The organism is Streptomyces sp. NPDC050743, from assembly GCF_044456925.1.
GTDB lineage: Bacteria > Actinomycetota > Actinomycetes > Streptomycetales > Streptomycetaceae > Streptomyces.
In genome coordinates this window covers 49,708-75,857 of record NZ_JBITGJ010000040.1, presented here as the reverse complement: position 1 = coordinate 75,857, position 26,150 = coordinate 49,708, and the positions used below count along the sequence as shown (strand labels likewise).

28 protein-coding genes and 3 pseudogenes are annotated in these 26,150 nt (G+C 72.1%); 22 read left to right on the top strand and 9 right to left on the bottom strand.

Features of this window, described 5'->3' with window-relative positions; genetic code table 11:
- Positions 1–7 precede the first annotated feature (7 nt).
- On the top strand, positions 8–157 hold the full coding sequence (locus tag ACIBJF_RS30935) for a transposase (RefSeq protein ID WP_399178613.1): 150 nt from the start codon (positions 8–10) through the stop codon (positions 155–157).
- A gap of 98 nt (positions 158–255) precedes the next feature.
- Here the strand turns inward: ACIBJF_RS30935 and ACIBJF_RS30930 are convergent.
- Positions 256–390, bottom strand: a pseudogene (locus tag ACIBJF_RS30930) (cell wall anchor protein); the annotation flags it as partial.
- Positions 391–742: 352 nt separating this feature from the next.
- Here ACIBJF_RS30930 and ACIBJF_RS30925 point away from each other — a divergent pair.
- The 3 genes and pseudogenes from ACIBJF_RS30925 (at position 743) to ACIBJF_RS30915 (ending at position 2,958) form a co-directional block, all read left to right on the top strand.
- Entirely contained in the window at positions 743–1,756 is a 1,014-nt protein-coding gene (locus tag ACIBJF_RS30925) for a hydroxyacid dehydrogenase (RefSeq protein WP_399178609.1), read from the top strand.
- A gap of 160 nt (positions 1,757–1,916) precedes the next feature.
- Positions 1,917–2,693, top strand: a pseudogene (locus ACIBJF_RS30920) (substrate-binding domain-containing protein); the annotation flags it as partial.
- 61 nt (positions 2,694–2,754) lie between these two features.
- Positions 2,755–2,958, top strand: a complete 204-nt coding sequence (locus ACIBJF_RS30915; protein WP_399178608.1) for a hypothetical protein — start codon at positions 2,755–2,757, stop codon at positions 2,956–2,958.
- A gap of 109 nt (positions 2,959–3,067) precedes the next feature.
- On the opposite strand, the gene ACIBJF_RS30910 is transcribed toward ACIBJF_RS30915, so the two are convergent.
- The 3 genes from ACIBJF_RS30910 to ACIBJF_RS30900 all read right to left on the bottom strand — a co-directional run bounded on the left by ACIBJF_RS30910 (position 3,068) and on the right by ACIBJF_RS30900 (position 5,002).
- Positions 3,068–3,328 (bottom strand): hypothetical protein, encoded by a 261-nt coding sequence (locus ACIBJF_RS30910; RefSeq protein WP_399178607.1) that lies wholly within the window; start codon positions 3,326–3,328, stop codon positions 3,068–3,070.
- Positions 3,325–4,188, bottom strand: a complete 864-nt coding sequence (locus ACIBJF_RS30905; RefSeq protein WP_399178605.1) for an oxaloacetate decarboxylase — start codon at positions 4,186–4,188, stop codon at positions 3,325–3,327. Before ACIBJF_RS30905 ends, ACIBJF_RS30910 begins: the two co-directional genes overlap by 4 nt.
- A 157-nt stretch (positions 4,189–4,345) precedes the next feature.
- Entirely contained in the window at positions 4,346–5,002 is a 657-nt protein-coding gene (locus ACIBJF_RS30900) for a ThuA domain-containing protein (protein WP_399178603.1), read from the bottom strand.
- Positions 5,003–5,081: 79 nt separating this feature from the next.
- Between ACIBJF_RS30900 and ACIBJF_RS30895 the strand changes: the two genes are divergently transcribed.
- Positions 5,082–5,714 carry a VOC family protein gene (locus ACIBJF_RS30895; RefSeq protein WP_399178601.1) on the top strand — a complete coding sequence of 211 codons (633 nt, stop codon included), beginning with the start codon at positions 5,082–5,084 and terminating at the stop codon, positions 5,712–5,714.
- Positions 5,715–5,801: 87 nt separating this feature from the next.
- On the top strand, positions 5,802–6,200 hold the full coding sequence (locus ACIBJF_RS30890) for a VOC family protein (RefSeq protein WP_399178599.1): 399 nt from the start codon (positions 5,802–5,804) through the stop codon (positions 6,198–6,200).
- Here the strand turns inward: ACIBJF_RS30890 and ACIBJF_RS30885 are convergent.
- The 3 genes from ACIBJF_RS30885 to ACIBJF_RS30875 form a co-directional block, all read right to left on the bottom strand.
- On the bottom strand, positions 6,186–6,869 hold the full coding sequence (locus tag ACIBJF_RS30885) for a helix-turn-helix domain-containing protein (RefSeq protein ID WP_399178597.1): 684 nt from the start codon (positions 6,867–6,869) through the stop codon (positions 6,186–6,188). The two genes, ACIBJF_RS30890 and ACIBJF_RS30885, sit on opposite strands and share 15 nt — an antisense overlap.
- Positions 6,870–6,915: 46 nt before the next feature.
- Positions 6,916–7,728, bottom strand: coding sequence for a VC0807 family protein (locus tag ACIBJF_RS30880; protein WP_399178595.1), 813 nt, complete (start codon positions 7,726–7,728; stop codon positions 6,916–6,918).
- 230 nt (positions 7,729–7,958) lie between these two features.
- A complete protein-coding gene (locus ACIBJF_RS30875) occupies positions 7,959–8,909 on the bottom strand; it encodes an AraC family transcriptional regulator (protein ID WP_399178594.1) in 951 nt (316 codons plus the stop codon).
- A gap of 112 nt (positions 8,910–9,021) precedes the next feature.
- Between ACIBJF_RS30875 and ACIBJF_RS30870 the strand changes: the two are divergent.
- Positions 9,022–9,153 (top strand): annotated as a pseudogene (locus tag ACIBJF_RS30870) (NmrA family transcriptional regulator); the annotation flags it as partial.
- Positions 9,154–9,226: 73 nt separating this feature from the next.
- Here ACIBJF_RS30870 and ACIBJF_RS30865 read toward each other — a convergent pair.
- Positions 9,227–10,444, bottom strand: a complete 1,218-nt coding sequence (locus tag ACIBJF_RS30865; RefSeq protein WP_399178592.1) for a YihY/virulence factor BrkB family protein — start codon at positions 10,442–10,444, stop codon at positions 9,227–9,229.
- 130 nt (positions 10,445–10,574) lie between these two features.
- Here ACIBJF_RS30865 and ACIBJF_RS30860 point away from each other — a divergent pair, with 130 nt between their 5' ends.
- The 15 genes from ACIBJF_RS30860 to ACIBJF_RS30790 all read left to right on the top strand — a co-directional run bounded on the left by ACIBJF_RS30860 (position 10,575) and on the right by ACIBJF_RS30790 (position 25,546).
- The gene (locus ACIBJF_RS30860) at positions 10,575–12,212 is read left to right on the top strand and encodes an acyl-CoA dehydrogenase family protein (RefSeq protein WP_399178591.1); all 1,638 of its coding nucleotides are present in this window, start codon (positions 10,575–10,577) and stop codon (positions 12,210–12,212) included.
- A 352-nt stretch (positions 12,213–12,564) separates the two neighbouring features.
- The gene (locus ACIBJF_RS30855) at positions 12,565–13,851 is read left to right on the top strand and encodes a GAF domain-containing protein (RefSeq protein WP_399178612.1); all 1,287 of its coding nucleotides are present in this window, start codon (positions 12,565–12,567) and stop codon (positions 13,849–13,851) included.
- 175 nt (positions 13,852–14,026) lie between these two features.
- Positions 14,027–15,361, top strand: coding sequence for a hypothetical protein (locus ACIBJF_RS30850; RefSeq protein ID WP_399178589.1), 1,335 nt, complete (start codon positions 14,027–14,029; stop codon positions 15,359–15,361).
- Between the two features lie 67 nt (positions 15,362–15,428).
- Positions 15,429–16,001 carry a GNAT family N-acetyltransferase gene (locus tag ACIBJF_RS30845; protein WP_399178587.1) on the top strand — a complete coding sequence of 191 codons (573 nt, stop codon included), beginning with the start codon at positions 15,429–15,431 and terminating at the stop codon, positions 15,999–16,001.
- Between the two features lie 139 nt (positions 16,002–16,140).
- The gene (locus tag ACIBJF_RS30840; RefSeq protein WP_309486338.1) at positions 16,141–16,224 is read left to right on the top strand and encodes a putative leader peptide; all 84 of its coding nucleotides are present in this window, start codon (positions 16,141–16,143) and stop codon (positions 16,222–16,224) included.
- A 125-nt stretch (positions 16,225–16,349) separates the two neighbouring features.
- A complete protein-coding gene (locus ACIBJF_RS30835) occupies positions 16,350–18,050 on the top strand; it encodes a nitrite/sulfite reductase (RefSeq protein ID WP_399178585.1) in 1,701 nt (566 codons plus the stop codon).
- Complete coding sequence (locus tag ACIBJF_RS30830; RefSeq protein ID WP_399178583.1) at positions 18,047–18,229, top strand: hypothetical protein; 183 nt, start codon at positions 18,047–18,049, stop codon at positions 18,227–18,229. Before ACIBJF_RS30835 ends, ACIBJF_RS30830 begins: the two co-directional genes overlap by 4 nt.
- Positions 18,226–18,936: a phosphoadenylyl-sulfate reductase gene (locus tag ACIBJF_RS30825; protein WP_399178581.1), complete on the top strand. Its 711-nt coding sequence runs from the start codon at positions 18,226–18,228 to the stop codon at positions 18,934–18,936. Before ACIBJF_RS30830 ends, ACIBJF_RS30825 begins: the two co-directional genes overlap by 4 nt.
- A 26-nt stretch (positions 18,937–18,962) precedes the next feature.
- Positions 18,963–19,499 carry an adenylyl-sulfate kinase gene (cysC, locus tag ACIBJF_RS30820; RefSeq protein WP_351806550.1) on the top strand — a complete coding sequence of 179 codons (537 nt, stop codon included), beginning with the start codon at positions 18,963–18,965 and terminating at the stop codon, positions 19,497–19,499.
- Positions 19,496–20,431: a sulfate adenylyltransferase subunit CysD gene (gene cysD, locus ACIBJF_RS30815; protein WP_399178579.1), complete on the top strand. Its 936-nt coding sequence runs from the start codon at positions 19,496–19,498 to the stop codon at positions 20,429–20,431. Before cysC ends, cysD begins: the two co-directional genes overlap by 4 nt.
- A 2-nt stretch (positions 20,432–20,433) precedes the next feature.
- Positions 20,434–21,768 (top strand): GTP-binding protein, encoded by a 1,335-nt coding sequence (locus tag ACIBJF_RS30810; protein ID WP_365329110.1) that lies wholly within the window; start codon positions 20,434–20,436, stop codon positions 21,766–21,768.
- A 235-nt stretch (positions 21,769–22,003) separates the two neighbouring features.
- Entirely contained in the window at positions 22,004–23,113 is a 1,110-nt protein-coding gene (locus ACIBJF_RS30805; protein ID WP_399178576.1) for an aliphatic sulfonate ABC transporter substrate-binding protein, read from the top strand.
- A 12-nt stretch (positions 23,114–23,125) separates the two neighbouring features.
- Positions 23,126–23,929, top strand: coding sequence for an ABC transporter ATP-binding protein (locus ACIBJF_RS30800; RefSeq protein WP_399178574.1), 804 nt, complete (start codon positions 23,126–23,128; stop codon positions 23,927–23,929).
- Positions 23,916–24,800 carry an ABC transporter permease gene (locus ACIBJF_RS30795; RefSeq protein WP_399178572.1) on the top strand — a complete coding sequence of 295 codons (885 nt, stop codon included), beginning with the start codon at positions 23,916–23,918 and terminating at the stop codon, positions 24,798–24,800. Before ACIBJF_RS30800 ends, ACIBJF_RS30795 begins: the two co-directional genes overlap by 14 nt.
- A gap of 8 nt (positions 24,801–24,808) precedes the next feature.
- Complete coding sequence (locus ACIBJF_RS30790; RefSeq protein ID WP_399178571.1) at positions 24,809–25,546, top strand: sirohydrochlorin chelatase; 738 nt, start codon at positions 24,809–24,811, stop codon at positions 25,544–25,546.
- A gap of 22 nt (positions 25,547–25,568) precedes the next feature.
- Here the strand turns inward: ACIBJF_RS30790 and ACIBJF_RS30785 are convergent, their stop codons facing one another.
- A complete protein-coding gene (locus ACIBJF_RS30785; RefSeq protein ID WP_356308937.1) occupies positions 25,569–25,877 on the bottom strand; it encodes a hypothetical protein in 309 nt (102 codons plus the stop codon).
- Positions 25,878–26,150: the final 273 nt, after the last annotated feature.

Here is a 26,150-nt window from a genome sequence, read left to right as displayed (position 1 = left end):
TGCCCGGCTGCTGCGCAGGGAGTACGACACGCACGTGCGCCGGTACCTGTGGGGCGGACACTTCTGGTCCCGCTCGTACTTCGCCGCAAGCTGCGCCGGGGCGCCGCTGACCGTCGTACAGCAGTACATCGAGCGGCAGCAGCGCCCCGCGGCCTGAGGTATACCGTGCCGACCCGTGCTCACGTGCGGGTCAGAGCGGGCTTGAGATGGCCTTCACCACCGCCCCCAAGGGCGGCGCACTGGCCAAGATCAAAGGTAGATGCCGGCGGCGAGGAAGCGGTCGGCGTTGCCGGTGACCGTGGTGAGGGTGGACGACCAGGCGTTGAGGATCTTCGCGGCGCACTCGGCGTTGGCCTCGGTGCCCCCGACCTTCCAGCGCAGTGCGTTCCTGGATCAGCATGGCCGCGTGCGCGGCGTCCGGGTCGAGGGAGGCGTGGAGGGTGACGCCGATCTTGGAGTACTGGGAGCTGAGCGGCCACACGATCCGTGCGGTGACGGTGCCGTCGCCGTCCAGCGGAAGGTGGACGAGGCGGTAGGTGTCGGCGGTGCCGGAGGCCTCCAGCACGAACCGCTCGCCGTCGAAGGGCCACGCCGACTTCCCGGCAGTGCGCATACCCACCAACACCCGCCCAGCCGACAGCCGATTGACCGCCCCTCCCGGCAGACATACGGTAGAAGGCGCTTTCTGAAACGGTTTCCATCCCGCAACCACACTCCCTCCGCCATCCCTCCCAGGAGAGCCATGCCCAGCCCTCAACCGCCGCGGGCCGTGTTCGCGATGGATCCGGTACACCTGCCGTTGCTGTTCCCTCCGCCGCTCATGGCCCGGCTGAGGCGGACGGCCGACATCGACACCGAGCTCGTCGTACGGGACTTCACCGATCCGGCGGGGGCCGCGGCCCTGGCCCAGGCCGAGGTGCTGATCACCGGCTGGGGCTGCCCGCATCTGGACGCCGGCGTCCTGGCCACGGTCCCGAAGCTGCGTGCCGTCCTGCACGCCGCGGGCTCGGTCCGTTCCCTGGTCGGCGAGCCGCTGTGGAAACACGGCGTCACCGTGTCCAGCGCGGTCACCGGCAACGCCGTGCCCGTGGCGGAGTACACGCTCGCGATGATCCTGCTCGCCGGGAAGGGCGCCTTCGCCCACCGCGAGCGCTACCGCCGCACCCACGCCGGCCCGCCCCCCGCCGAGACGGCGGCCACCGGAAACCTGGGCCGCCGCGTCGGGGTCGTCGGCGCCTCCCGCGTGGGCCGCCGGCTCATGGAACTCCTGCGGCCGTTCGACCTCACCGTCCTGCTGCACGACCCCTACGCGAGCCCCGCCGAGGCGGCCGCCCTCGGGGCCGAACTGCTGCCGCTGGAGGACCTGTTGCGGCGCAGCGACATCGTCAGCCTGCACGCCCCCGACCTCCCCGAGACCCACCACATGCTCGACCGGGCCCGGCTCGCCCTCATCCGGGACGGCGGTGTGCTGATCAACACCGCGCGCGGTGCGCTGGTCGACCACGAGGCGCTCACCGAGGAGCTGGTCTCGGGACGGCTGCGCGCGGTCCTCGACGTCACCGAGCCCGAGCCGCTGCCCGCCGATTCCCCGCTGTACCGGCTGCCCAACGTCTTCCTCACCCCGCACATCGCGGGCTCGCTCGGCAATGAACTGGAGCGGCTGGGCCTGATCGTCGTGGAGGAGGTGGAGCGGCTGGCGACGGGCCTGCCGCCCCTGCACGAGGTGCGGCACGCGGACCTGGCCCGGGTCGCCTGATGCCCGTGGAAGGACCGCCGTCCACAGGTCCGCCGGGCCTCGGAGGGCCGTTGTCCACAGGCCCACCGGCCGGAGTGACGATGGGATACGGTTTCCGAACCGGCGCGAGCGGGACCCGTGCAGGTGGGAGACGCGCCACGACGTCGTAGGAGCCGCAACGGTGAGTGCGGGCCTGGAGGTGGTGGTCTCGGCCGGGCCGGCCCGCACCCGGGCCGACCGGCCGGAGCGGGACTGGCTGGACAAGTTGACCACGCGCGGTTCCTCGGGGGTGCTGTTCAACCTGGCGGAGCTGTCCCCGTCGCAGTACGCGTGGCTGGACCACCATCGCATCCCCTACGTGCTGATCGACCCCGCGCACGAGCCGCTGGCCGCAGTGGTGTCGGTCGGGGCGGCCAACTGGCAGGGCGGGGTGAGCGCGACCGAGCATCTGCTCGAACTCGGCCATCGGCGCATCGCGGTGATCGCCGGGCACCGGCATACCCTGGCCGGCGGCGCCCGGGTGGCCGGTTACCGTTCCGCGCTCGCCTCGGCCGGACTGCCGTACCGCGCCGAGTACGTGCGGCACGCCGGTTTCGACGAGGCCGCCGCCCGGCGGTGCATGCACAGGCTGCTGGACCTGACCGAGCCGCCGACCGCGGTGTTCGTGTGCTCCGACCGGCTGGCCCTCGGCGTGTACGAGGCGCTCGCGGAACGGGGGTTGAGGGTGCGGGACGGCATGAGCGTGGTGGGCTTCGACGACCTGCCCGAGGCCCGCTGGGCGGCCCCGGGGCTGACCACGGTCCGCCAGCCGCTCGGTGAGATGGCGGCGACCGCGCTCCGGCTGCTGGTGCGGATGATGCAGGGCGAGCACCCGGAGGGCACGCGGACCGAGCTGTCGACCCGGCTGGTGTCGCGGGCGAGCACGGCCGCGCCGCCCGAGGAGCGGCCAACTGCGTGATGTGGGGAGCAGGTTCGGGCGCAGACGGTGACGGCACCCCGCGCGGCATCGTTTCCCGGGCATGGATCTCACCACGCGCACCGCAGCGGCCTTCGCCGTGGCCGCAGCCGCCCTGGTCACCGCCTACGGCACGGCCCACGCCGCCTGCCGCACCCTCGCTCCGGGCCCGCACCGGGCCACCGTGGCCACACCCGGCGACGAGCACGACCCGACGGAGGACGTGGATCTCGGCGAGAACGGCCGCCCCGACCTCGGCAGGGACTGAGGCACGCTGCACGGTTGACGAGTGGGGCATGGAGCACGGCGGCGGCCGGGCACCTCGTGCGGGAGGTGGCCGACCGCCGCCGTATGCCGGAACGCGCCGGCGAGCGCGGTCAGTCCGCGACCCCGTGCCGGTGCGCGGCGCCCACGAGGGCCTCGACCACGTCCACGGCACTGCCGTCGTGGTCGCTGCCGGCCGTGCCGCTGCCGGTCTGCACATTGGCCGCGCGGTCGACCTCCAGCCAGGAGTCGGCGTGGGAGTTGTCGACCACGGTGATCAGACTGCCGGACGCGACCGCCGGTGCCGTACCGGCCCCCAGCACGGCGGCGGCGACCGCCGCCGCCATCCCGAGCCGGGGTACGGCGCCGGTCACACGCCCACGCCCTCGGGGGTGAGCCGCTCGCGGGCGATGTTGCGCTCCAGCAGGCTGGTGGAGGCCTTCACGCCGATCCCGCTCGTGGGGTCCACCTCCGGCAGCCGGCCGTCGGCCGCCTTCAGGCCGGCGAGCGCGGAGTCCATCGCCTCGTGCGCCGCGAACAGGCACGGGGTGCTGTAGATGGCGACGTCGACGCCGAGGTCGGACAGCTCACCGAGGGACAGGCGGGGCGACTTGCCGCCGGCGATCTGGTTGAACAGCAGCGGCTTGTCGCCGACGACCTCACGGATGCGCTTGATCCACTCGACGCTGCGCACCCCGTCGACCAGCACCACATCGGCGTCGGTCGCGGCCAGCCGCTCGGCGCGGTGCAGGATGTCGTGCTCGTCGGTGGCGTCCGTACGGGCGACGACGACCAGGTCCTTGCGGGTCTCCAGGACCTTGTGCAGCTTCTCCAGGTACTCCTCCAGCGGGAGCACCTGCTTGCCGTCGGCGTGGCCGCAGCGGCGGGGCCGCTTCTGGTCCTCCAGGATCACTCCGGAGGCGCCGATGCGCTCCAGCCCCTCGACGACGTGACAGGCGACCTCGGGGTCGACATACCCGTCGTCGATGTCGACCAGCAGGTGATGGTGCGGGAACGCGCCCCGCAGCCGCTGAACGAAGGCCACCATGTCGGGCCAGGCGATGAAACCGATGTCCGGCAGCCCGTAGTACGAGGCCGCGAAGCCGAAGCCCGAAACGAACATCCCGTCGTAGTGCTTGGCCGCGATCGACGCCGAGTACATGTCGTACACGCCGATCAGCGGTGTGGTCCCGGGCCCGGCGATGCGCTCGCGCAGCTTCTTACCGTAAGTCAAGGTCCGGCTCCTCCTGTGGGTGGGTGACGCTTGGCCTCATGGCCGACGCGTCTCGACGCCCTTTGCCAAGACAAGAGCATGTCTAGGTACTCACGTGACTCTCTATGTACGCGAGCTTTACTCACCCCAATGGTGGAACCGGTTCACCGCAGAAACGTCACGATGGGAGCCGCCCCGCCCAGCGCAGCCCGCCGTCGAGATGGGCCAGGAAGGCCGGATCGCGGTATGCCTCGGCGGCGTGACCGAGTGCCGTGTAGAAGACGCGACCATCACCCGCGCCGTGCTCACGGCACCAGGCCAGCGGATGGTCCGCGCCCATCCCTCCGCCCTCGTACGACGTCTCGTCGGCGCTCAGCAGCACCCGCACCCGGCCCCGGGGGCTGGCGTCGAAGTCGTACCACTCGTCGGTGAAGTCCCAGACGGCCGGCAGCCGTCGGGTCGCGGGGTGGCCGGGATCCTCGACCACGGCCCGGCCCGGCTGGAAGGCGGGGTGCCGTACGAAGCGGGCGCCGAGGAGTTCCCCGTAGTACGGCCAGCCGTACTCGGTACAGGCCGCCGCGTGCACGCCGGCGAATCCGCCGCCCGAGTCCACGTACCGCGCGAGCCGCTCCCGCCCGGCCGGGGTCAGCACCTCGCCGCTGGTGGAGAGGAAGACGACGGCCGCGTACCCGTCCAGCGGCTTCTCGAGCTCCGCGGGATCCTCGGTGTGTTCGACGGCGAACCCCCCGAGCGCGCGCACGGCGGCGACGGCGTCCGGGATGGAGTCGTGGCGGTAGTCCGTGGTGCGGGTGAAGAGCAGCAGTCGCGCGGCCATACGACGACCCTATGCCGCGGCCCCGCGTCCGCTTCAACTCCCTTGTACGGCATGCCCGCTGACCGTAGCCTCGCCGGGCATGAGCGCCGTTCCCCCGTTCCTAGACCATCTCGTCCTCGCCACGCCCGACCTGGCGGCGACCGTCGCCGAGTTCGCGCGGCGGACCGGGGTGACGCCCGTGCCCGGTGGGGTGCATCCCGGCCTCGGTACCCGCAACCATCTGGTGGGGCTGGGCGGCCGCAGCTATCTGGAGATCCTCGGCCCCGATCCCGAGCAGCCCGAACCCGCAGCGCCGCGCCCGTTCGGGGTCGACCGGCTGACCGGGCCGCGCACGCTGACCTGGGCGATCAGCCCGCCCGACCTGGACGCGGCGATCACGACGGCCCGCGAGCGGGGCTACGACCCCGGGCCCGTGCACGCGATGAGCCGCCGCACCCCGGCCGGCACCGTACTGCGCTGGCGACTGACCGACAGCGGCCAGGCGCACCCCTCCGGCCTGGTCCCGTTCCTGATCGACTGGGGCGGATCCCGCCATCCCACGGCCTCGGGACTGCCGGTCACCCCGCTGCTGGAGGTGTCCGCAACGGTGCCGGACCCGGAGGAACTGCGCGGCCCGCTCGCGGCCCTGGACACCGGCCTGACACTCACGACGGGACCGGCCACGCTGTCCTTCACCGTGGACACACCGTGCGGGCCGGTGGCCTTCGGGTGAGCCGGGAACTCGGGCCAGGTGCGGCCCTCCGGGTGGGTGTCCGATTTCTTCAAGACCGGTCCTCGACCGCCCGCCTACGGTGACGGCATGACTCCACGATTCGCCGTGATCGGCGTGGTGACGTCCGACATGGCCGCCGCGCTCGCCTTCTACCGTCGCCTCGGACTCGCCTTTCCCGAGGGGGCCGAAGAGCAGCCGCACGTCGAGGCCGAACTGCCCGGCGGGCTGGTCTTCGCGCTGGACACCGAGGAGACCGTCCGTTCCTTCCACTCCGGCTGGCAGCCGCCCGAGGGCGGTGGCCGTGTCGGGCTCGCCTTCCGGTGCGACTCGCCCGCCGAGGTCGACGCCCTGTATGAGGACCTGGTGAACGCCGGATACCACGGGGAGCTGAAGCCGTGGGACGCGTTCTGGGGGCAGCGGTACGCCACCGTGCACGACCCCGACGGCAACGGCGTCGACCTGTTCGCCCCGCTAGCCGCCGAGTAGCCGCCCGAGCGGCATGCCCGTCAACTCCCGGACCTCGCGGGCGAGGTGGGGCTGGTCCGCGTACCCGGCGCGGACGGCCGTCTCGGCGTACGGCGTCCCGGAGCGGGCCAGCGCCAGCGCCCGTTGCAGACGCAGGATGCGGGCCAGGGTCTTGGGGCCGTAGCCGAACGCGCCCAGGCAGCGACGGCGCAGCGTCCGTGTGCCGATGCCGAGTTCGGCGGCCGTGGCCGACACCGGGCGGCCCTCGTCCAGGCGCTGCACCAGCCGGTGCAGCAGCGGGTCGGGGGCCGCGGTCCGCGCTGCCCGGTCCAGGGCGATGTCCTCCAGTGCCGTCGCCGGGTCGGGCGCCGCCTCGACACGCTCGCGCAGCCGCCGGACCCGGGCGGCAGTCCAGAGATCGGCCAAGTCGACGCGCAGATCGCGCAGTTCGTGCGCGGGGACGCCGAGCAGGGCGGGCGCGGTGCCGGGGAAGAAACGGACGCCGGCCCAGGAACGGGGTGGGCCCTCGGGGACGTACGGGCGGGTGTCGGGTCCCGCGACCAGCAGTCGGCCCTCGCTCCACAGCAGGTCCATGCAGCCGTCGGGCAGTACCGGTCCACCACCGGCCCCCTCGGGGGTGTTCGTCCACACGACCGCGCCGGTCAGCCGGGACGCCCGCTCCGTGTACACGGGTGCCAGCCTACGTCGCCGGCAGCGCCCGCCGTCTGCTCCCCGATCAGGTCAGGCGCCTTGCCCGGGGTCGCGACGACGCCCGAGACGCCGGGGTGCGTATGCCGCCGTGCGGCGCCGGCTGCCGTGCCTCGGCGGGAGCGGCGATGTCGGCGGTGCCGAAGAGCGGGACGCCGTGGCGGGTGCGGAAGCGGCGGGCACAGGCGGCGGTGGCCGCGACGGTCAGAGCCGCCAGGAGCAGCGAGAGGACTCGGGTGAGTAGCGGCACCGCGTCCGTGGGCAGGGTGGCGGCGGCGAGTGTGCCGAGGCCTCCGTCGAGCAGTTGCTCGGCGCCCCAGAGCACGCTCAGGACGCGCATGCCCCGGCGGAACTCGGCGGAGTCCCGCCACATCGCGGCCCGTGCCGAGGCAGCCGGGCCTCTGTGCAGTCGCTGGCCCAACTGGAAGGCGAGCGGGCGCCCGGTGAACCCGGTGGCGAGTATCCAGCCGCCGACCACGAGGGACAGTGCCGCGTCCTTGAACAGCAGGAGGCGGGTGCTGCCACCGATCAGGGTGGCGAGCGCGGCGGCGGCCAGCAGCACCGTGAAGAACAGGTCCACGCCGTCGATCCGGCGCTGCCTCACCGCGCCGGACACCAGCCGAAGGGCGGGTGGCGCGCCACTGAGCAGCAGCGCCGGGGCCTGGCCGGCGCCGAGGGCGCGGGCCGCGTAGAAGACGAGGAGCGGCAGGAGGACGTCCACGGCGATCGCGAGCAGCGGGCCGTGGGGCGCGCCGCCCGTCTTCACCGCCGTGCGCCGCCGTTCCCGGACCGTCCAGTCCCCCGCGTCTGTCACGCCTGCCGTCCCCGCTGCGTCCGCCATGTCCTCCGCCTCCTTGTCCGGCACTGTGCCTCCGCCCGGTTGCCTTGCGGCACCTGGCCTGCCTGCCCCGCTCAGGGAAAACGCTAGGTACGAGGCGGTGCCGGGCGGATCGGAGCCCGGGTGGAGGGCCGGGTGGAAAGCAGGTGGACAGCGGCTTCACTCACCGGGTGGAGAGGACTGGACGGAGTCCCTTGGGTGACGATGTGCGGCCGACGGACATGCGCGGGCCCTCAGGAGCGGACCCCGCCACGACCCGCGCGGTGTTCCTGCGGGCTCACGCCGTACTCGCGCTTGAAGGCGGTGGAGAGGGCGAAGGCGCTGCCGTAGCCGACCTGGCGGGCGATGGCGTCGAGGGTGAGGTCCGTGTCGCGCAGGCGGTCGGCGGCGAGGGCGAGCCGCCAGCCGGTCAGGTAGGACATCGGGGGTTCGCCGACGAGGTCGGTGAATCGGCGGGCGAGGGCCGCGCGGGAGACCCCGGCCTTGGCGGCGAGGGCAGCCACCGTCCACGGGTGCGCCGGGTCGTCCTGCAGCAGGCGCAGCGCACGCCCGACGACCGGGTCGGCCAGCGCCCGGTACCAGGCGGGGGCCGCCGCCTCCGGGCGGGAGAACCAGGCTCGCAGGGCACTGATGAGCAGCAGGTCCAGCAGGCGGTCCAGGACGACTTCCTGGCCGGGTTCGTCGCGGACGATCTCCTCGGCCAGCAGGGGCGTGAGCGGGCATGCCCACACGTCGGCGGGGAGGGTCAGCAGGGGCGGCAGGGCGTCGAGCAGGCGTCCGCTGATCTCGCCGCGCATCAGGTAGGTGCCGATCAGCATGATCGTGCCGGCGTCGGGGCGGTCGCCCCAGGTGCGCACGCCGAGGTCCATGGAGCCGTTCAGCGAGGTGCCGTCGGGGTAGCGGCACTCGCCGCCGGGCAGGATGAGCGCCTGCTGGGCGGTGTCCGGCTCGTCGCCGCAGGTGTACGGGTCCGGGCCGCGGGTGATCGCGAGGTCCCCGGGGCCGAGCCGCACCGGCACGCCGTCGCCGTCCGGGGTGATCCAGGCCGAGCCGCGCGCCATGAGCATCACGGTCAGCGGCGCCTCGTCCGCCACTCGCACGGCCCACGGCGGGTCGAAGCACGCCCGGATCAGGAAGGCGCCGCGCGCGCGTGGACCGTCCAGCAGGCCTGCGAGTGCGTCCATGGGGGCAGCGTAGACGCACGCTTATGGGCGCGAGCGGTTCGCCGACGTGCCCCGGCCCCGCACGGCAGTTGACTGACGGCCATGACGCAGAACACGTAGAACTGCGCAGAGGCTGTTCGCGTCCCTGCTCGACGGGCGGAACGCGCACGTCTCGGACGGTGTACGGCAGGTGCTGGGCCGGGCGCCGCGCGACTTCGGGGACTTCGCCCGGGAGGCGGCGGCAGCCGGGGCGTGGAAGGCCTGACGCCGGCGGGCGGTGCCCTGTGAGGCCGGTACGGGTGAGGTCCGGCCGGTGCGCCCCAGGGCCCCGGCCACCTCTACTGCCGTGCCGGCCCCTCGTCCCCGTTGCCGTTGGCCCCGTTCACCCCGCTGACGCCGTCGCCCCCGTCAGCCTCGTGCGGAGGCCGGCTGTTCGCCTTGTGCGCGTGGTGGGGGTGCTTGGTGTGGGTGCGCAGGCGGGCCGTGACGTCCTCCGGGGGCAGGAAGCGGGACCAGCGCTCGGGGAACTCGGAGGGCATGTCGGGGTCGTCGGGGTCGGTTTCGCGGGCCGCCGCGGCCCGAGCGACGTACTCGGCGACCTGAGCCTCGCGGATCCGCTCGTTCGCGGCGCGGGCGGCGGCCGTGGCGGCGGCCGGCCAGACCCGGTCGATGGCGGCGTTCACGGCCGCGCCGACGAGCACGGCGAAGGCCGACACACCGATCCACAGGAGCACGGCGACGGAGGCGGCGAGGGAGCCGTAGATGGTGGCGCCCTCGATGGTGTGCACGAGGTAGATCCGCAGCAGGAAGCTGCCGAGGACCCACATGGCCAGGGCGACGAGGGCGCCGGGGACGTCCTCGATCCACGGGGAGCGGACCGGCACGGACACGTGGTACAGGGTCGTCAGGAAGGCGATGGACAGCACGATGACGACCGGCCAGTACAGGACCTGCACCACCGTCTCCGACCAGGGCACCACCCGCACCACCGCGTCGGGGCCCGCCACCATCAGCGGCAGGGCCACCGAGCCGATCAGCAGCGCCACGATGAACAGCAGGAACGACATCACCCGGGTCTTGACGATGCCCCGGACGCCGTCGAGGCCGTACATGACGGTGATGGTGTCGATGAAGACGTTCACCGCGCGGGAGCCGGACCACAGGGCGAAGAGGAAACCGATGGAGATGATGTCGGGGCGGCCCTTCATCACGTCGTGCAGGATCGGTTCGGTGATCTCCTTCACACCCTTGTCGGACAGGACCGTCCGCGAGGCCTCGAGGATGTTGGTCTCGAGGCTGCTGATGGTGTGGGCGCCGGTCCAGGTGTCGACGTAGGCGAGCAGCCCGATGAGGCAGAGCAGCAGCGGCGGCACCGACAGCAGCGTGAAGAACGCCGCCTCGGCCGCCAGGCCCAGGATGCGGTACTCCATGCAGGAGTTGACGGTGTCCTTGAGCAGCAGCCAGGCCGTCCTGCGCTTGGAGACGTTCCGGTACAGGGCTCTGGCCCGGTGGAGGCGACCGGCGGGCCGCTCGGGGGGTTCACTTGCTGGCTGCACGACCCAAAGGTATCCGCAGCACCGGACCGCCCTCACCTTCCGGGCCGGGTGAGCGGACCCGGCGCGCCCGGCCGGGCCGCTGTGCCACTCTGGAGGCCACCACCATCGCTGTCCCGGTAGGTTCGCAATCATGGCAGGCACCTCCACCCACACCGTGACGAACCAGCCGCCTCCCCTGGTCGGCTACGACGTCTTCACCGCCGACCGGGCCCTCGTGGCGGCCGTCGAGCGGCACACCGGTCCGGACGTGCTCGACGAGGTGCGGTCGGAGCTGTCCGCGCTGGGCCGCGCCGCGGGCTCGGCGCAGCTGCAGGAGTGGGGTGCGCAGGCGAACGAGCACCCGCCCCGGCTGCGCACCCACGACCGCTACGGCCACCGGATCGACGAGGTCGACTTCCACCCGGCCTGGCACCGGCTGCTCGGCAAGGGGGTCTCGGCGGGTCTGACCGGCGCCTGGACCAGGCCGTCCGGGCACGTCCGCCGGGCCGCCGGCTTCCTGGTCTGGACGCAGGTCGAGGCGGGCAACTGCTGCCCGCTGTCGATGACGCACGCGGCGGTGCCGGCGCTGCGGACCGACCCCGTGCTCGCCGCCGAGTGGGAGCCGCGGCTGACGTCCACGGTCTACGACCGCGAGCTGCGGCCCGCCGTGCACAAGCCCGGCGCACTCTTCGGCATGGGCATGACCGAGAAGCAGGGCGGCAGCGACGTCCGCGCGAACACCACCGAGGCCCGGCCGCTCGCGGAGGCGGGCGCGTACGAACTGACCGGGCACAAGTGGTTCTGCTCGGCTCCCATGTCGGACGCCTTCCTGGTGCTGGCGCAGGCCCCGGAGGGCCTCACCTGTTTCCTGGTGCCGCGCGTCCTGCCGGACGGCACCCGCAACGTCTTCCTCATCCAGCGGCTGAAGGACAAGCTGGGCAACCGGTCCAACGCCTCGGCCGAGGTGGAGTTCGCCGGCACCTGGGCGCGCCGGGTCGGCGAGGAGGGGCGCGGGGTGCGGACGATCATCGAGATGGTCGCGGCGACCCGGCTGGACTGCGCGCTCGGCTCGGCGGGCCTGATGCGGCAGGCGGTGGCGCAGGCGGTGCACCACTGCGCCCACCGCGAGGCGTTCGGCGGGAAGCTGATCGACAAGCCGCTGATGCGGAACGTCCTCGCCGACCTCGCTCTGGAGTCGGAGGCGGCGACCGCGCTCACGCTCAGGCTGGCGGCCGCCTACGACGACGGCGGCGACCAGGAGCGCGCCTTTCTGCGGCTGGCGGTACCGGCCGCCAAGTACTGGATCGGCAAACGCTGCGCGCCCGTTGCGGTCGAGGCCGCGGAGTGCCTGGGCGGAAACGGTTACGTCGAGGAGTCGGGCCTGCCCCGGCTGGTACGGGAGTCACCGCTGAACTCGATCTGGGAGGGCGCCGGAAACGTTCAGGCGCTGGACGTGCTCCGGGCGCTGCAACGGGAGCCGGGCGCCCTCGACGCCTGCCTGACCGAGATCGGCCGCTCACACGGCGCCGACCACCGTCTCGACCGCGCCGTGAAGGACCTCTTCACCGAACTCGCCGACCTGGAGGCCGTCGAGGGCCGGGCCCGGCGGGTCGTGGAACGCCTCGCACTGGTGCTCCAGGGTTCGCTCCTGGTGCGGCACGCACCCCCGGAGGTGGCGGACGCCTTCTGCGCGTCCCGCCTGGGCGGAGACCACGGAGCGTCGTTCGGCACCCTGGCAACGGGGCTGGACTGGGCGTCGATCGTCGAACGGGCCCGCCCGGCGCTGTGAAACACGCGGCCGCGGCCGTCAACGCACCGCCATGACGTGCCTTCTGCCGCGAACCCGGCCGAACCCCCGGTGGGGGTGGTGCTGCGCCGACACGGCACCACCCCCACCCCATGGGCCCGTTGAAGCCCGCGGACGCGAGACACCGCGTCGGGGTCAAGTCTCGGCCACCCTCCGACGGTCCACCAGGGTTGCAGGGGGTTGCAACTTGTGGGGGCACGTGCGCGGAGTGTGTGCCTCCGGCCTGCCCGGGGCGGCACTATGAGAGGTACAGCCGGACCGGAAACCGCCGCCAGGACGGCTTGACAACTATGTTCGAGCCCTAATCCGGGAGGCCCCCGTGGTGAACCCGCCGATGAACGTGGCGCGCCTGGCCGCCGTGGACGCGGCACAGGCGGCGCGGCTGCTGAGCGAGGTACGTGACGCCACCCTGGCCGGTCAGCGGGCGAGAGTCGCGCCCCGGCCGGTGATCGAGCAGTCCTGGGGACGGATGCTGCGCAGCGGTGTCGATCCCGACCACGACTTCAGATCCGGGCTGCTGCCCTCCGACGAAGTGCTGCGCCGGCGCGAGGAGTCACCGCTCAGGCATGTGCTGCCGGTGCTGCGGCAGGGTCTGCTTTCGGTCGCCGACGTGGCCCAGCACATCATGGTCGTCGCGGACGCCGACGGACGGGTGCTGTGGCGGGAGGGGGCCTCGCCGGTGCTGCGCAAGGCGGACGGCCTGGGCTTCGAACTGGGCGCGGACTGGCGGGAAGACGTCGTCGGCACCAACGGGGTGGGCACCCCGGCGGTCGTACGACGGCCCGTACAGGTCTTCGCCGCCGAGCACTTCGTCCGCTCGCACGCCTCCTGGACCTGTACCGGTGCGCCGATCACCGATCCCAGGGACGGCCGGCTGATCGGTGTGGTGGACGTCAGCGGCCCGCTGGAGACCATGCATCCGGCGACCCTCGCCTGGGTGGACTCGGTGGCCAAGCTGGCCGAGGCGCGGCTGCGGGAGTTGCACCGGGACGCGCTGGAGCGGCTGCGGTCGGTGGCGGCGCCGGTGCTGGCCCGGCTGGACGAGCGGGCGCTGGTGGTGGACCGGGACGGCTGGTCGGCGGCGGTGTCCGGGATGCCGTACGTCCGGCGCGTCGCGCTGCCCAAGTCGCTGGTGCCCGGGCGCCGGTGGCTGCCGTCGCTGGGTCTGTGCGCGGTGGAGCCGCTGGCCGGGGGCTGGCTGCTGCGGGCGGCCGAGGAACCGGTCGGCACGGCTCCGCGGATCGTGCTGGACCTGGCCAGGCCGGGACACAGTACGCTGACGGTGTCCAGTGGGGCGGGGTCCTGGTCGCACGAACTCAGTCCCCGGCACGCCGAGTTGCTGTATCTGCTCGCCGCGCACCAGGCCGGCCGCGGGGCGGCGGCCCTGGCCGAGGATCTGTTCGGGGATGCCTCACGCACGGTGACGGTGCGGGCGGAGATGTCCCGGATCCGGAGGTACTGCGGGGAACTTCTGCAGCATCGGCCGTATCGTTTCCGCGAGGACGCGGAGTTCGAGGTGCTCCTCCCCGACGACCCCCGTGACCTGCTGCCTTACTCGACGGCGCCGGCGATCACGCGGAGGCGGACGGCCGGGCCGTCCGGCGGGTCCGCGGACCGGTGAGTGTGTCTTCCGCATATTTGCGGGGTCTTCGCCCTGCGCGGGCCGTTGCTGCCGTAGCATCCCTTGAGGGCCTCCCCAGCCGCTTCTCGCGTCAACGTACGGATCACCAGGCGCAGTTGGCCCGTCACCGGGCGGCGCGCGCCGACGGCGAAGGAGCCCTGGAGAAGGGGACGAGATGAAGCATCGCGGCAGACACCGCCGGCGCAGGCGGGGCGCTGCACTGCGCGCGGTCCTGACCGGGGCCGCGCTGGCGCTCACCGCGGCCGCCACCCTGATCAGCGCGTCCCAGGCGGACGTCACCGACAGCCCCGGCGCGCTCAAGCCGCTCTCCTCCCCCGCGGACACCGGCCGGCTGCGGCTCCAGGAGCGGCTGTTCCCCGCCCGCACGCTGGACCGGCTCTCCGCCGCGATGGGCCGGCCGGTCGGCGTGGACGCCGTGCTGGCGAGCGCCGACCGCGGAATGCGCGCCTCCGCCGACTGTTCCTCCGCCGACCGCGCCTCCCTGCCCGTCACCCCGACCGCCACCCGCGCCTACTGCTGGGACGCGGCCGACTCCGCAACCACCGCCTGGCGGCCGGCGTCGGTGACCACCTCCGGGGACGCCGACGACGACGGCGTCTGGGGCACCCACCGGGTGGTGCTCGCCGGCTGGACCCACAGCACCTCCACCGGGCGGGCCGCCGAGCGGGGGCTGGCCAGGGTCGCGTTCGTGAACGCCGACGTCCCCGCCCGCCTCGCCTACCGCTGGGTGCTGCTGGTGGTGCCGGTCGACGGCGGCCGGGACTACCGGGGGCTGGCCTCCGGGATCTCCGGGATGGTCTGGTACCAGGACAAGCTGCTGGTCACCGCCAGGACCGGCGGCGCCGACGCGCTGTACGTCTACGACCTCGACCGGATCCAGCGCGTCGACGTCGACGGGCCCGCCATCGGCCGGGTGCCCGGCGGCTGGTCGGCCGACGGCTACCGCTATGTGATGCCCGCGATCGGCTCGTACCACTTCACCGGGGGCCGCTGCGGCCGCTCCGGACCGCCCTGTCCCGGCGCGCTCGCCCTGGACCGGGGCACCGTGCCGGACAGTCTGGTCGCCGCGGAGTGGACCGAGCCGGACGGCGCGCGGAACGCCCGGCTGTGGCGCTACGCGTTCAGCACGTCTCCGGAACGCGGGGGGCTGCTCGCCACGGACGCCGCGGGACGGGTGGCGCCGTCGGAGGAGTACCGGACCCGCGCGGCCGGGATCCGGGGCGTGCTGTCCTACCAGCCGCCGGGCGCGGAGGACACGTCCTGGTATGTGGGACGCCTGCCCGGCTCACGGGACGGACACGGCGGGCTGTGGCGGCAGGACCTCGGCGGGGCGAAGGCGGCACACTGCGGCGCGGACGGCTCCCACCGCTGCTGGGCCGAGGCGGCGGGCTCCCTGTCCTACTGGCAGGCGACGGGCGAGGTGTGGTCGCTGTCGGACCGGATGCTGTTCTCCCTGCCTTTGGCGGAGCTGGACAGGTCCCTGGGGTGACCCCCGCCGTCCGCGGGGTGACCCGGTCGATCGACACACCGGGCGGCGGGATGATTCCCTGGCCCGCATGAGCAGCGTCCCTGTCACCACCTGGTCCCTGGAGCAGACCTCGCCGGCCGACCTCCTGCCCGCCGCCGCGCCGGAGGGCGAGGTACGGATCGTCCGCGCCGAGGTCCCCTCCCCCGAGTTCAGCCGCTTCCTGTACGCCTCGGTCGGCGGCGACATCCGCTGGACCGACCGGCTGGGCTGGACGTACGCCCGGTGGCAGGAGCATCTGGAGCGGCCCGGGGTGGAGACCTGGGTGGCCTACGACCGGGGCACCCCGGCCGGCTATGTCGAGTTGGACCCGCAGGGCGAGGGCGTGGTCGAGATCGCCTACTTCGGGCTGATCCCCGCCTTCCGCGGCCGGCACATCGGCGGCCATCTGCTGTCGTACGGCACGGCGCGCGCCTGGGACCTGGCCGAGCGGTGGCCGGAGCGGACGCCGACGAAGCGGGTGTGGCTGCACACGTGCAGCAAGGACGGCGAGTTCGCGATGGCCAACTACCAGCGGCGCGGCTTCCAACTGTTCGACACCAAGGTCGAGCTGGAGCCGGATGTGCCGACGCCGGGGCCCTGGCCCGGCGCGCACCCGGCCTGATACCCCGCCTGACCTGCCGGGACAAGCCTTCCCGCAGGTCATGTGAGCGACGACACCCTTGTCCCATATTCCGGGACAAGGATGTCCGCATGATGGATAAAGCTGGACTGTGTTCAGATCGCCGTGACACGCTTCCGTCATGTCTGGAACTGGAATTGCCTTGGTGAGTCGGCGGCACGTCGACCTCGGCCGCATGTCCAGCGCCATCTGTCCGGCGAGCTGACCGCCCCAGCACCGTCGCGAACCCCCTCCTGATTTTTCCTTGCGCAAGGACGCGCACGCCTGCCCGCGTGCGCGCGTCCGTGCAGGTCAGAGTCGATTCCCACCGGTCCCGAAGGACGTAGAACCATGGCCGCCACTCCGCCGAACCCCGCCGCCTCCGCGCCCCGCCGCAAGGTGAGCCGTCACCGTGGTGAGGGTCAGTGGGCGGTGGGCCACTTCACCCCGCTCAACGGCAACGAGCAGGTGAAGAAGGACGACGACGGTCTCAATGTGCGGACACGCATTGAGACGATCTACTCCAAGCGCGGTTTCGACTCGATCGACCCCAGCGACCTGCGCGGCCGGATGCGCTGGTGGGGGCTGTACACCCAGCGCAAGCCCGGGATCGACGGCGGCAAGACGGCGGTGCTGGAGCCGGAGGAGCTGGACGACCGCTACTTCATGATGCGGGTGCGCATCGACGGCGGCGCGCTCACCACCCAGCAGTTGCGCGTCATCGGTGAGATCTCCCAGGAGTTCGCGCGCGGCACCGCGGACATCACCGACCGGCAGAACGTGCAGTACCACTGGATCCGGATCGAGGACGTGCCCGAGATCTGGGAGCGGCTGGAGGGCGTCGGCCTGTCCACCGTCACCGCCTGCGGTGACACCCCGCGCGTGATGATCGGGTCCCCGGTGGCGGGCATCGCCGAGGACGAGATCATCGACGGCACGCCGGCGCTGGAGGAGATGAAGCGCCGCGTCCTGAACAACAAGGCGTACTCGAACCTCCCCCGCAAGTTCAAGACGGCCATCTCGGGTTCGCCGCTGCTGGACGTGGTGCACGAGATCAACGACGTGGCGTTCGTCGGCGTGCGGCACCCCGAGCACGGCCCGGGCTTCGACGTGTGGGTGGGCGGCGGCCTGTCCACCAACCCCAAGCTGGGCGTGCGGCTGGGCGCCTGGGTGCCGATCGACGAGGTCCCGGACGTCTACGAGGGCGTCGTCTCCATCTTCCGTGACTACGGCTACCGCCGGCTGCGCAACCGCGCCCGGCTGAAGTTCCTCGTCGCCGACTGGGGCGCGGAGAAGTTCCGTCAGGTGCTGGAGGACGAGTACCTGGGAGGGCGCAAGCTGATCGACGGGCCCGCCCCCGAGCAGCCCGTGCAGCAGTGGCGCGACCACATCGGTGTGCACCGGCAGAAGGACGGCCGTTACTACGTCGGTTTCGCCCCGCGCGTCGGCCGCGTCGACGGCGCCACCCTGACGAAGATCGCCGACCTCGCGGAGGCGCACGGCTCGGGCCGGGTGCGCACCACCGTCGAGCAGAAGATGATCGTCCTCGACGTCGAGCAGGACCGGGTCGACTCGCTGGTCGAGGGCCTGGAGGCGCTGGACCTCACCGCCCGGCCGTCCTCCTTCCGGCGCGGCACCATGGCCTGCACCGGCATCGAGTTCTGCAAGCTCGCCATCGTCGAGACCAAGCAGCGCGGCTCGTCGCTGATCGACGAACTGGAGCGCCGCCTCCCGGACTTCGACGAGCCGATCACCATCAACGTCAACGGCTGCCCGAACGCCTGCGCCCGCATCCAGGTCGCGGACATCGGTCTCAAGGGCCAGCTGGTCCTGAACGACAAGGGCGAGCAGGTCGAGGGCTACCAGGTGCACCTCGGCGGCGCGCTCGGCCTGGAGCCGGGCTTCGGCCGCAAGGTGCGCGGACTGAAGGTCACCGCGGAGGAGCTGCCCGACTACATCGAGCGAGTCCTCAAGCGGTTCCAGGCCGAACGCGAGGGCGGCGAGCGGTTCGCCGCCTGGGCCGCGCGCGCCGGCGAGGAGGCACTGTCATGAGCGAACGTGCCGCACCTTTCTACTGCCCCTACTGCGGCGACGAGGACCTGCGTCCGCACGAGCAGGGTCACGGCGCCTGGGAATGCGGGGCGTGCAACCGCGCATTCCAGCTGAAGTTCCTCGGACTGCTCACCCGGGGTCTGCAGCGAGCCGACCACGGAGGGGACGACCGGATATGACGACGGCTCAGCAAGACCGTTCCACCGAGGAGTTGAAGGCGCTCGCCGAGCAGGCGGGCCGCGACCTGGAGGACGCGTCCGCCCTGGAGATCCTCCAGTGGGCGGTCGACACCTTCGGCGCGAAGTTCTGCGTCACCTCCTCCATGGAGGACGCCGTGGTCGCCCATCTCGCCTCGCGCGTGCTGAAGGGCGTGGACGTCGTCTTCCTCGACACCGGCTACCACTTCCCGGAGACCATCGGCACCCGCGACGCCGTCGAGGCGGTGATGGACGTCAACGTCATCACCCTCACGCCGAAGCAGACGGTCGCCGAGCAGGACGCGGAGTACGGCCCGAGGCTGCACGACCGCGACCCCGACCTGTGCTGCGCGCTGCGCAAGGTCAAGCCGCTCGAAGAGGGGCTGAAGGGCTACCAGGCGTGGGCGACCGGCCTGCGCCGCGACGAGTCCCCGACCCGGGCGAACACGCCGGTCGTCGGCTGGGACGAGAAGCGGCGGAAGGTCAAGGTCTCCCCGATCGCCCGCTGGACGCAGGACGACGTGGACGCCTACGTCACCGAGCACGGCGTGCTCACCAATCCGTTGCTGATGGACGGCTACGCCTCCATCGGATGCGCCCCGTGCACCCGCCGCGTCCTGGAGGGCGAGGACGCGCGGGCCGGCCGCTGGGCGGGCCGCGCCAAGACCGAGTGCGGGCTGCACGGATGACCAACGACTCGACTCAGGAGAACCACGTGACGACCGGAGCCACCGTCTGGCTCACGGGTTTGCCGAGCGCCGGCAAGACCACCATCGCGTACGAGCTGGCCGGCCGGCTGCGCGCCGAGGGCCACCGCGTCGAGGTGCTCGACGGCGACGAGATCCGCGAGTTCATCTCGGCGGGCCTCGGCTTTTCCCGCGAGGACCGGCACACCAACGTGCAGCGCATCGGTTTCGTCGCCGAACTGCTCGCCCGTAACGGCGTCAAGGCGCTGGTGCCGGTGATCGCGCCGTACGCGGACAGCCGGGACGCGGTGCGCAAGCGGCACTCCGAGAACGGGACGTCGTACCTGGAGATCCATGTGGCGACCCCGGTCGAGGTGTGCAGCGTGCGCGATGTGAAGGGGCTGTACGCCAAGCAGGCCGCGGGCGAGCTGACCGGGCTGACCGGTGTCGACGACCCGTACGAGGAGCCCGAGACGCCCGATCTGCGGATCGAGTCGCAGCACCAGACCGTGCAGGAGTCCGCGGCGAGCGTGTACGCCCTGCTGAGCGAGAGGGGACTGGCATGACGACCGTGGCCAAGGTCGAGGACGGTACGGACAGCCCGTACGCCCTGTCGCACCTGGACGCGCTGGAGTCCGAGGCGGTGCACATCTTCCGCGAGGTGGCGGGCGAGTTCGAGAACCCGGTGATCCTCTTCTCCGGCGGCAAGGACTCGATCGTCATGCTGCACCTGGCGCTGAAGGCGTTCGCCCCGGCGGCCGTGCCGTTCTCGCTGCTGCACGTGGACACCGGGCACAACTTCCCCGAGGTGCTGGAGTACCGCGACCGCACGGTGAACCGGCACGGGCTGCGGCTCCATGTGGCCTCCGTCCAGGACTACATCGACCGCGGTGTGCTGAAGGAACGTCCCGACGGCACCCGCAACCCGCTGCAGACGCTTCCGCTGACGGAGAAGATCCAGAGCGAGAAGTTCGACGCGGTGTTCGGCGGCGGGCGCCGGGACGAGGAGAAGGCCCGCGCCAAGGAGCGGGTCTTCTCGCTGCGCGACGAGTTCTCCCAGTGGGATCCGCGCCGCCAGCGCCCCGAGCTGTGGAACCTGTACAACGGCCGGCACGCCCCCGGCGAGCACGTCCGGGTGTTCCCGCTGTCGAACTGGACCGAGCTGGACGTGTGGCAGTACATCGCCCGTGAGGGCATCGAGCTGCCGCAGATCTACTTCGCGCACGAGCGCGAGGTGTTCCAGCGCAGCGGCATGTGGCTGACCCCCGGCGAGTGGGGCGGCCCGAAGGACGGCGAGACCGTCGTCAAGCGCCAGGTCCGCTACCGCACCGTCGGTGACATGTCCTGCACCGGCGCCGTCGACTCCGACGCCACCACGCTGGACGCCGTGATCGCCGAGATCGCCGCCTCCCGGCTCACCGAGCGGGGCGCGACCCGCGCCGACGACAAGCTGTCCGAGGCCGCGATGGAAGACCGCAAGCGCGAGGGGTACTTCTAGGCATGAGCACGACCACGACCGAGGCGCTCTCGGCCACCACGCTGCTGCGGTTCGCCACCGCCGGCTCCGTCGACGACGGCAAGTCCACGCTCGTCGGACGGCTGCTGCACGACTCCAAGTCGGTCCTCGCCGACCAGCTGGAGGCCGTGGAGCGGGTCTCCGCGAGCCGCGGCCAGGACGGCCCGGACCTCGCGCTGCTCACCGACGGCCTGCGCGCCGAGCGGGAGCAGGGCATCACCATCGACGTCGCCTACCGCTACTTCGCCACTCCGCGGCGCCGGTTCATCCTGGCCGACACCCCGGGCCATGTGCAGTACACCCGCAACATGGTCACCGGCGCCTCCACCGCCGAGCTGACCGTGATCCTGGTCGACGCCCGCAACGGCGTCGTCGAGCAGACCCGCCGGCACGCGGCGATCGCGGCCCTGCTGCGGGTCCCGCACGTCGTCCTCGCGGTCAACAAGATGGACCTCGTCGGGTACGAGGAGAGGGTGTTCGCCGCGATCGCCGAGGAGTTCACGGCGTACGCGACCGAGCTGGGCGTGCCCGAGGTCACCGCGATCCCGATCTCGGCGCTCGCCGGTGACAACGTGGTGGACCCGTCCGCCAACATGGACTGGTACGGCGGCCCGACCGTCCTGGAACACCTCGAAACCGTTCCCGTGAGCCACGACCTGGCGCACTGCCACGCGCGGCTGCCCGTGCAGTACGTGATCCGGCCGCAGACCGCCGAGCACCCGGACTACCGGGGCTACGCGGGCCAGATCGCGGCCGGCACCTTCCGGGTCGGCGAGGAGGTCACGGTCCTGCCGTCCGGGCGGACGACGCGGATCGCCGGCATCGACCTGCTGGGCGAGCCGGTGGACGTGGCGTGGACGACGCAGTCGGTGACGGTGCTGCTCCAGGACGACATCGACGTCTCGCGCGGCGACCTGATCGTGCCGACGAAGGACGCGCCGGCCACCACCCAGGACGTGGAGGCGACCGTCTGCCATGTCGCCGACGCCCCGCTGACCGTCGGCCACCGCGTGCTGCTCAAGCACGGCACCCGCACGGTCAAGGCGATCGTGAAGGACATCCCGTCCCGGCTCACGCTCGACGACCTGTCCCTGCACCCGCACCCGGGACTGCTCGTCGCCAACGACATCGGCCGGGTGAAGATCCGTACCGCCGAGCCGCTGCCGGTCGACTCCTACGCCGACTCGCGGCGCACCGGCTCGTTCATCCTGATCGACCCGAGCGACGGCACCACGCTGACCGCGGGCATGGTCGGCGAGTCGTTCGCCTCCCCGGAGCCGGTCAAGGACGAGTCCGACGACGACGGCTGGGACTTCTGAGCATGAGGACGACCGACGTCTACGCGACGTTCGCGAAGGAGGGCGGCCGCGTCGGCAGCGGCACCCTCGGCAGCGGACAGGGCGGGGTGGCGCGATGTGTGTGCTGACGTACGCGCACTGCATGCGCGCCCACACCCCCCACCCGACGTCCCGGAAGCGACGAAGACCCTTTGCCGATCTCCCGGCCACGACCTGAGAGACCGTGACCGCCGGGCCAACGAGAGGAACCCCTCCCGTGCCTGCCATCAGCTCGAAGCTTTTCCGAGGCGGCATTGCCGCGCTCGCCGCACTTCCCCTGCTCACGCTCGCCGCCTGCGGTTATGGCTCCGAGTCCAAGAACGACGAGACCACGAAGGTCGCCGCCGGCGCCAAGAAGATCGACGGACTCGACTCCGTCAAGATCGGGTACTTCGGCAACCTGACCCACGCGACCGCGCTGGTCGGCCGTGAGCAGGGCCTGTTCCAGAAGGAGCTGGGCGCCACCAAGGCGGACTACGCCACCTTCAACGCCGGTCCGTCGGAGATCGAGGCGCTCAACTCCGGCTCCATCGACATCGGCTGGATCGGCCCCTCCCCCGCGATCAACGGCTACACCAAGTCCAACGGCAAGAGCCTGAAGATCATCGGTGGTTCGGCGTCCGGCGGGGTGAAGCTGGTCGTGAACCCGAAGAAGATCTCGTCCCTGAAGGACGTCAAGGGCAAGAAGATCGCCACCCCTCAGCTGGGCAACACACAGGACGTGGCGTTCCTCAACTGGGCGGCCGAGCAGGGCTGGAAGGTCGACCCGCAGAGCGGCAAGGGTGACGTCACGGTCGTCCGCAGCGACAACAAGGTGACCCCGGACGCCTTCAAGGCCGGGTCGGTCGACGGCGCCTGGGTGCCGGAGCCGACCGCGTCCAAGCTGGTCGCCGAGGGCGGCAAGGTGCTGCTGGACGAGTCGACGCTGTGGCCGGACAAGAAGTTCGTGATCACGAACATCATCGTGCGTCAGGCCTTCCTGAAGGAGCACCCGAAGGCGGTCGAGGCGGTGCTGAAGGCCTCGGTCGAGGCCAACAAGTGGATCAACGCCAACCCGGACCAGGCGAAGGCGGCCGCGAACAAGCAGCTGGGCATCGACTCCGGCAAGGCGCTGCCGGCGAACGTCCTGGACCCGGCGTGGAAGTCCATCCAGTTCACCAACGACCCGCTGGCCTCCACCCTGAGCACCGAGGCGGCACACGCGGTCAAGGCCGGCCTGCTGGACGCGCCGAACCTCAAGGGGATCTACGACCTGACGATCCTCAACAAGGTCCTCAAGGCCTCAGGTGGCAGCCCGGTCGACGCCGCCGGTCTCGGCACCAGCTGACGCCCGTTCCCGATGAGTTCCCAGGAGGTGACGACCATGGCCACGACTCTCGCCAAGGCCGCCGAGTCGGTCGAGTACGCCGCACGCCTCGAGCATGTCTCGAAGTCCTTCGCGACACCCGGCGGGCAGCAGCTCGTCCTGGACGACATCAGCCTCGATGTCGCGCCCGGCGAGTTCGTCACTCTCCTGGGGGCCTCGGGCTGCGGCAAGTCCACCCTGCTGAACCTGGTGGCGGGCCTGGACCGGCCCACCGCCGGGTCCATCACCACGGACGGGCGCCCGGCCCTGATGTTCCAGGAGCACGCCCTGTTCCCGTGGCTGACCGCGGGCAAGAACATCGAACTCGCCCTGAGGCTCAGGGGGGTTGCCAAGTCCGAGCGGCGCGGCAAGGCCGAGGAGCTGCTCGAACTCGTCCGGCTGAAGGGCGCGTACGGCAAGCGTGTGCACGAGCTGTCGGGCGGTATGCGGCAGCGGGTGGCCATGGCCCGCGCGCTGGCGCAGGAGAGCGGCCTGCTGCTGATGGACGAGCCGTTCGCGGCGCTGGACGCCATCACGCGGGACGTGCTGCACGACGAGCTGACCCGCATCTGGTCGGAGACCGGGCTGTCCGTGCTGTTCGTGACGCACAACGTGCGCGAGGCGGTGCGGCTCGCGCAGCGTGTCGTGCTGCTGTCCTCCCGTCCGGGCCGGGTGGCCCGGGAGTGGGAGGTCGACATTCCGCAGCCGCGCCGCATCGAGGACGCGCCCGTGGCGGAACTGTCCCTGGAGATCACCGAAGTACTGCGTGGGGAGATCCGCCGCCATGGCCAGCACTGAGACGACGACCTCGCGCGAGACGGGGAGCGTGGAGGCGGGCCTCGACGCGCTGGAGACCGCGCAGCCGGGCCGTACGCCGTTCCGCAAGACCCTCGTCGACAAGATCGTCCCGCCGGTCACCGCGATCGTCGTGGTCCTGGTGGTCTGGCAGGGCCTGATCACCCTGAAGATCGTCGACGATCCGACCAAGCTGCCGTCCCCGTCGGCCGTCTGGCAGGCGATCCGGAAGGACTGGCTGGAGGGCAACCTCCTCGGCTACATCTGGACCAGCGTCTCGCGCGGTCTGCTCGGCTTCTGCTTCGCGCTGCTGATCGGCACCCCGCTGGGCCTGCTGGTGGCGCGGGTGAAGTTCGTGCGCGCGGCCATCGGCCCGATCCTGTCCGGTCTGCAGTCGCTGCCGTCGGTGGCGTGGGTGCCGCCCGCGGTGATCTGGCTGGGCCTGAACAACTCGATGATGTACGCGGTGATCCTGCTCGGCGCCGTGCCGTCCATCGCCAACGGTCTGGTGTCCGGCGTGGACCAGGTGCCGCCGCTGTTCCTGCGGGCGGGCCGCACGATGGGCGCCACGGGCCTGAAGGGCACCTGGCACGTCACCCTGCCGGCCGCGCTGCCCGGGTATGTGGCGGGCATGAAGCAGGGCTGGGCCTTCTCCTGGCGCTCCCTGATGGCCGCGGAGATCATCGCCAACTTCCCCGACCTGGGCACGGGCCTCGGCCAGCTGCTGGAGAACGCGCGCACCGCCGGCGACATGGCCATGGTGTTCGAGGCCATCCTGCTCATCCTGTTCGTCGGCATCGCCATCGACCTGCTGATCTTCAGCCCGCTGGAGCGGTGGGTGCTGCGCAGCCGCGGCCTGCTGGTGAAGGGCTGAGGCACACGATGCGCCGTCCGGTTCTCCTCGTCATCGCCCACGGCAGCCGCGACCCACGGCACGCGGCGACCGTGCACGCCCTGGTGGAGCGGGTGCGGTCGCTGCGGCCGGGGCTGCGCGTGGAGACCGGTTTCCTGGACTTCAACGTGCCCTCCGTGCAGGGCGTGCTGGAGTCCCTCGCGGCGGAGGACGTGCGGGACGTCGTCGCCCTGCCGCTGCTGCTGACCCGCGCCTTCCACGCCAAGGCCGACATCCCCGCCGTGCTGCGGGAGGCGCCGGCCCGGCTGCGGATCCGGCAGGCGGACGTGCTGGGCCCGTCGCCGCTGCTGCTGTCGGCGCTGGAACGGCGGCTGTACGAGGCGGGGTTGAGTCCCGCCGACAAGTCCTCGACCGGGGTCGTGCTGGCCTCGGCGGGGTCCACCGACCCGGAGGCGATCGCAGTGATCGCAGAAATCGCGCGGGAGTGGCGGCACACCGGGTGGTGCGCCGTGCGGCCTGCGTTCGCCTCCGCGTCCCTGCCCCGCACCGAGGACGCCGTGGCCGAGCTGCGCGCCCTCGGGTGCGAGCGGGTCGCCGTCGCGCCGTACGTCCTGGCCCCCGGCTTTCTGCCGGACCGCATCGCGCGGGGCGCGGCCGGGGCGGACGTACTGGCGGACGTGCTGGGCCCCGCGCCGGAGGTGGCGCGGGTGCTGCTGGAGCGCTACGACACGGCGCGCCGGCCGGTGCTGACGGCCCTGGGCGCCTGATCGTCCCCCGGCCTTCCCGGGGTCACAGGCCGAGCGCGTGCAGGAGGTGCTGGGTGAAGGTGAGGCTGGCGGTGCCCGCGCCCGCCGTGATGGCGACGTTCTCCAGTGCGGTGCGGATCCGGCCCCGGTTGGGCGGCAGGCCGTCCTCCGCGGACAGGGCCAGCTCCGCCTGGACCACCTCCCCGTTACCGGCGATCCCCGGGTACTCGGCCCGCAGTGCCTCGGTGAGCCGGTCCGCCACATCCATGAGGGTTTCCAGGTCGGGTGCGCCGTTCCTGGGGTCGATACGGGCGAAATCGATGGGCCCGTTCCCGAAGTTGTAGGTACTCATGTCCTGTCCTCGCTTGTGGTCCGAAGGAGCCTTCGGGGGGTGGGGGGTGGCTACGGCTGCTGCTTCGGCGCGGGCGACCAGGCTCTCGTTGCCGAAAGTGCTGGTGCGGCTGACGTTACCGACGCCTGGTGCCGGCGCCCGGCGGCTGCGGGCCGCCCCGCACCAGGTCGGGGAGCGGTGACGCGCGGATACGGCGTCGAGTAGGCCGAAAATCGCCACCCATCCGGGTGACCGGCGCCCGTTGACCGGGCCCGGAGGGGTACCCCGGGGCGC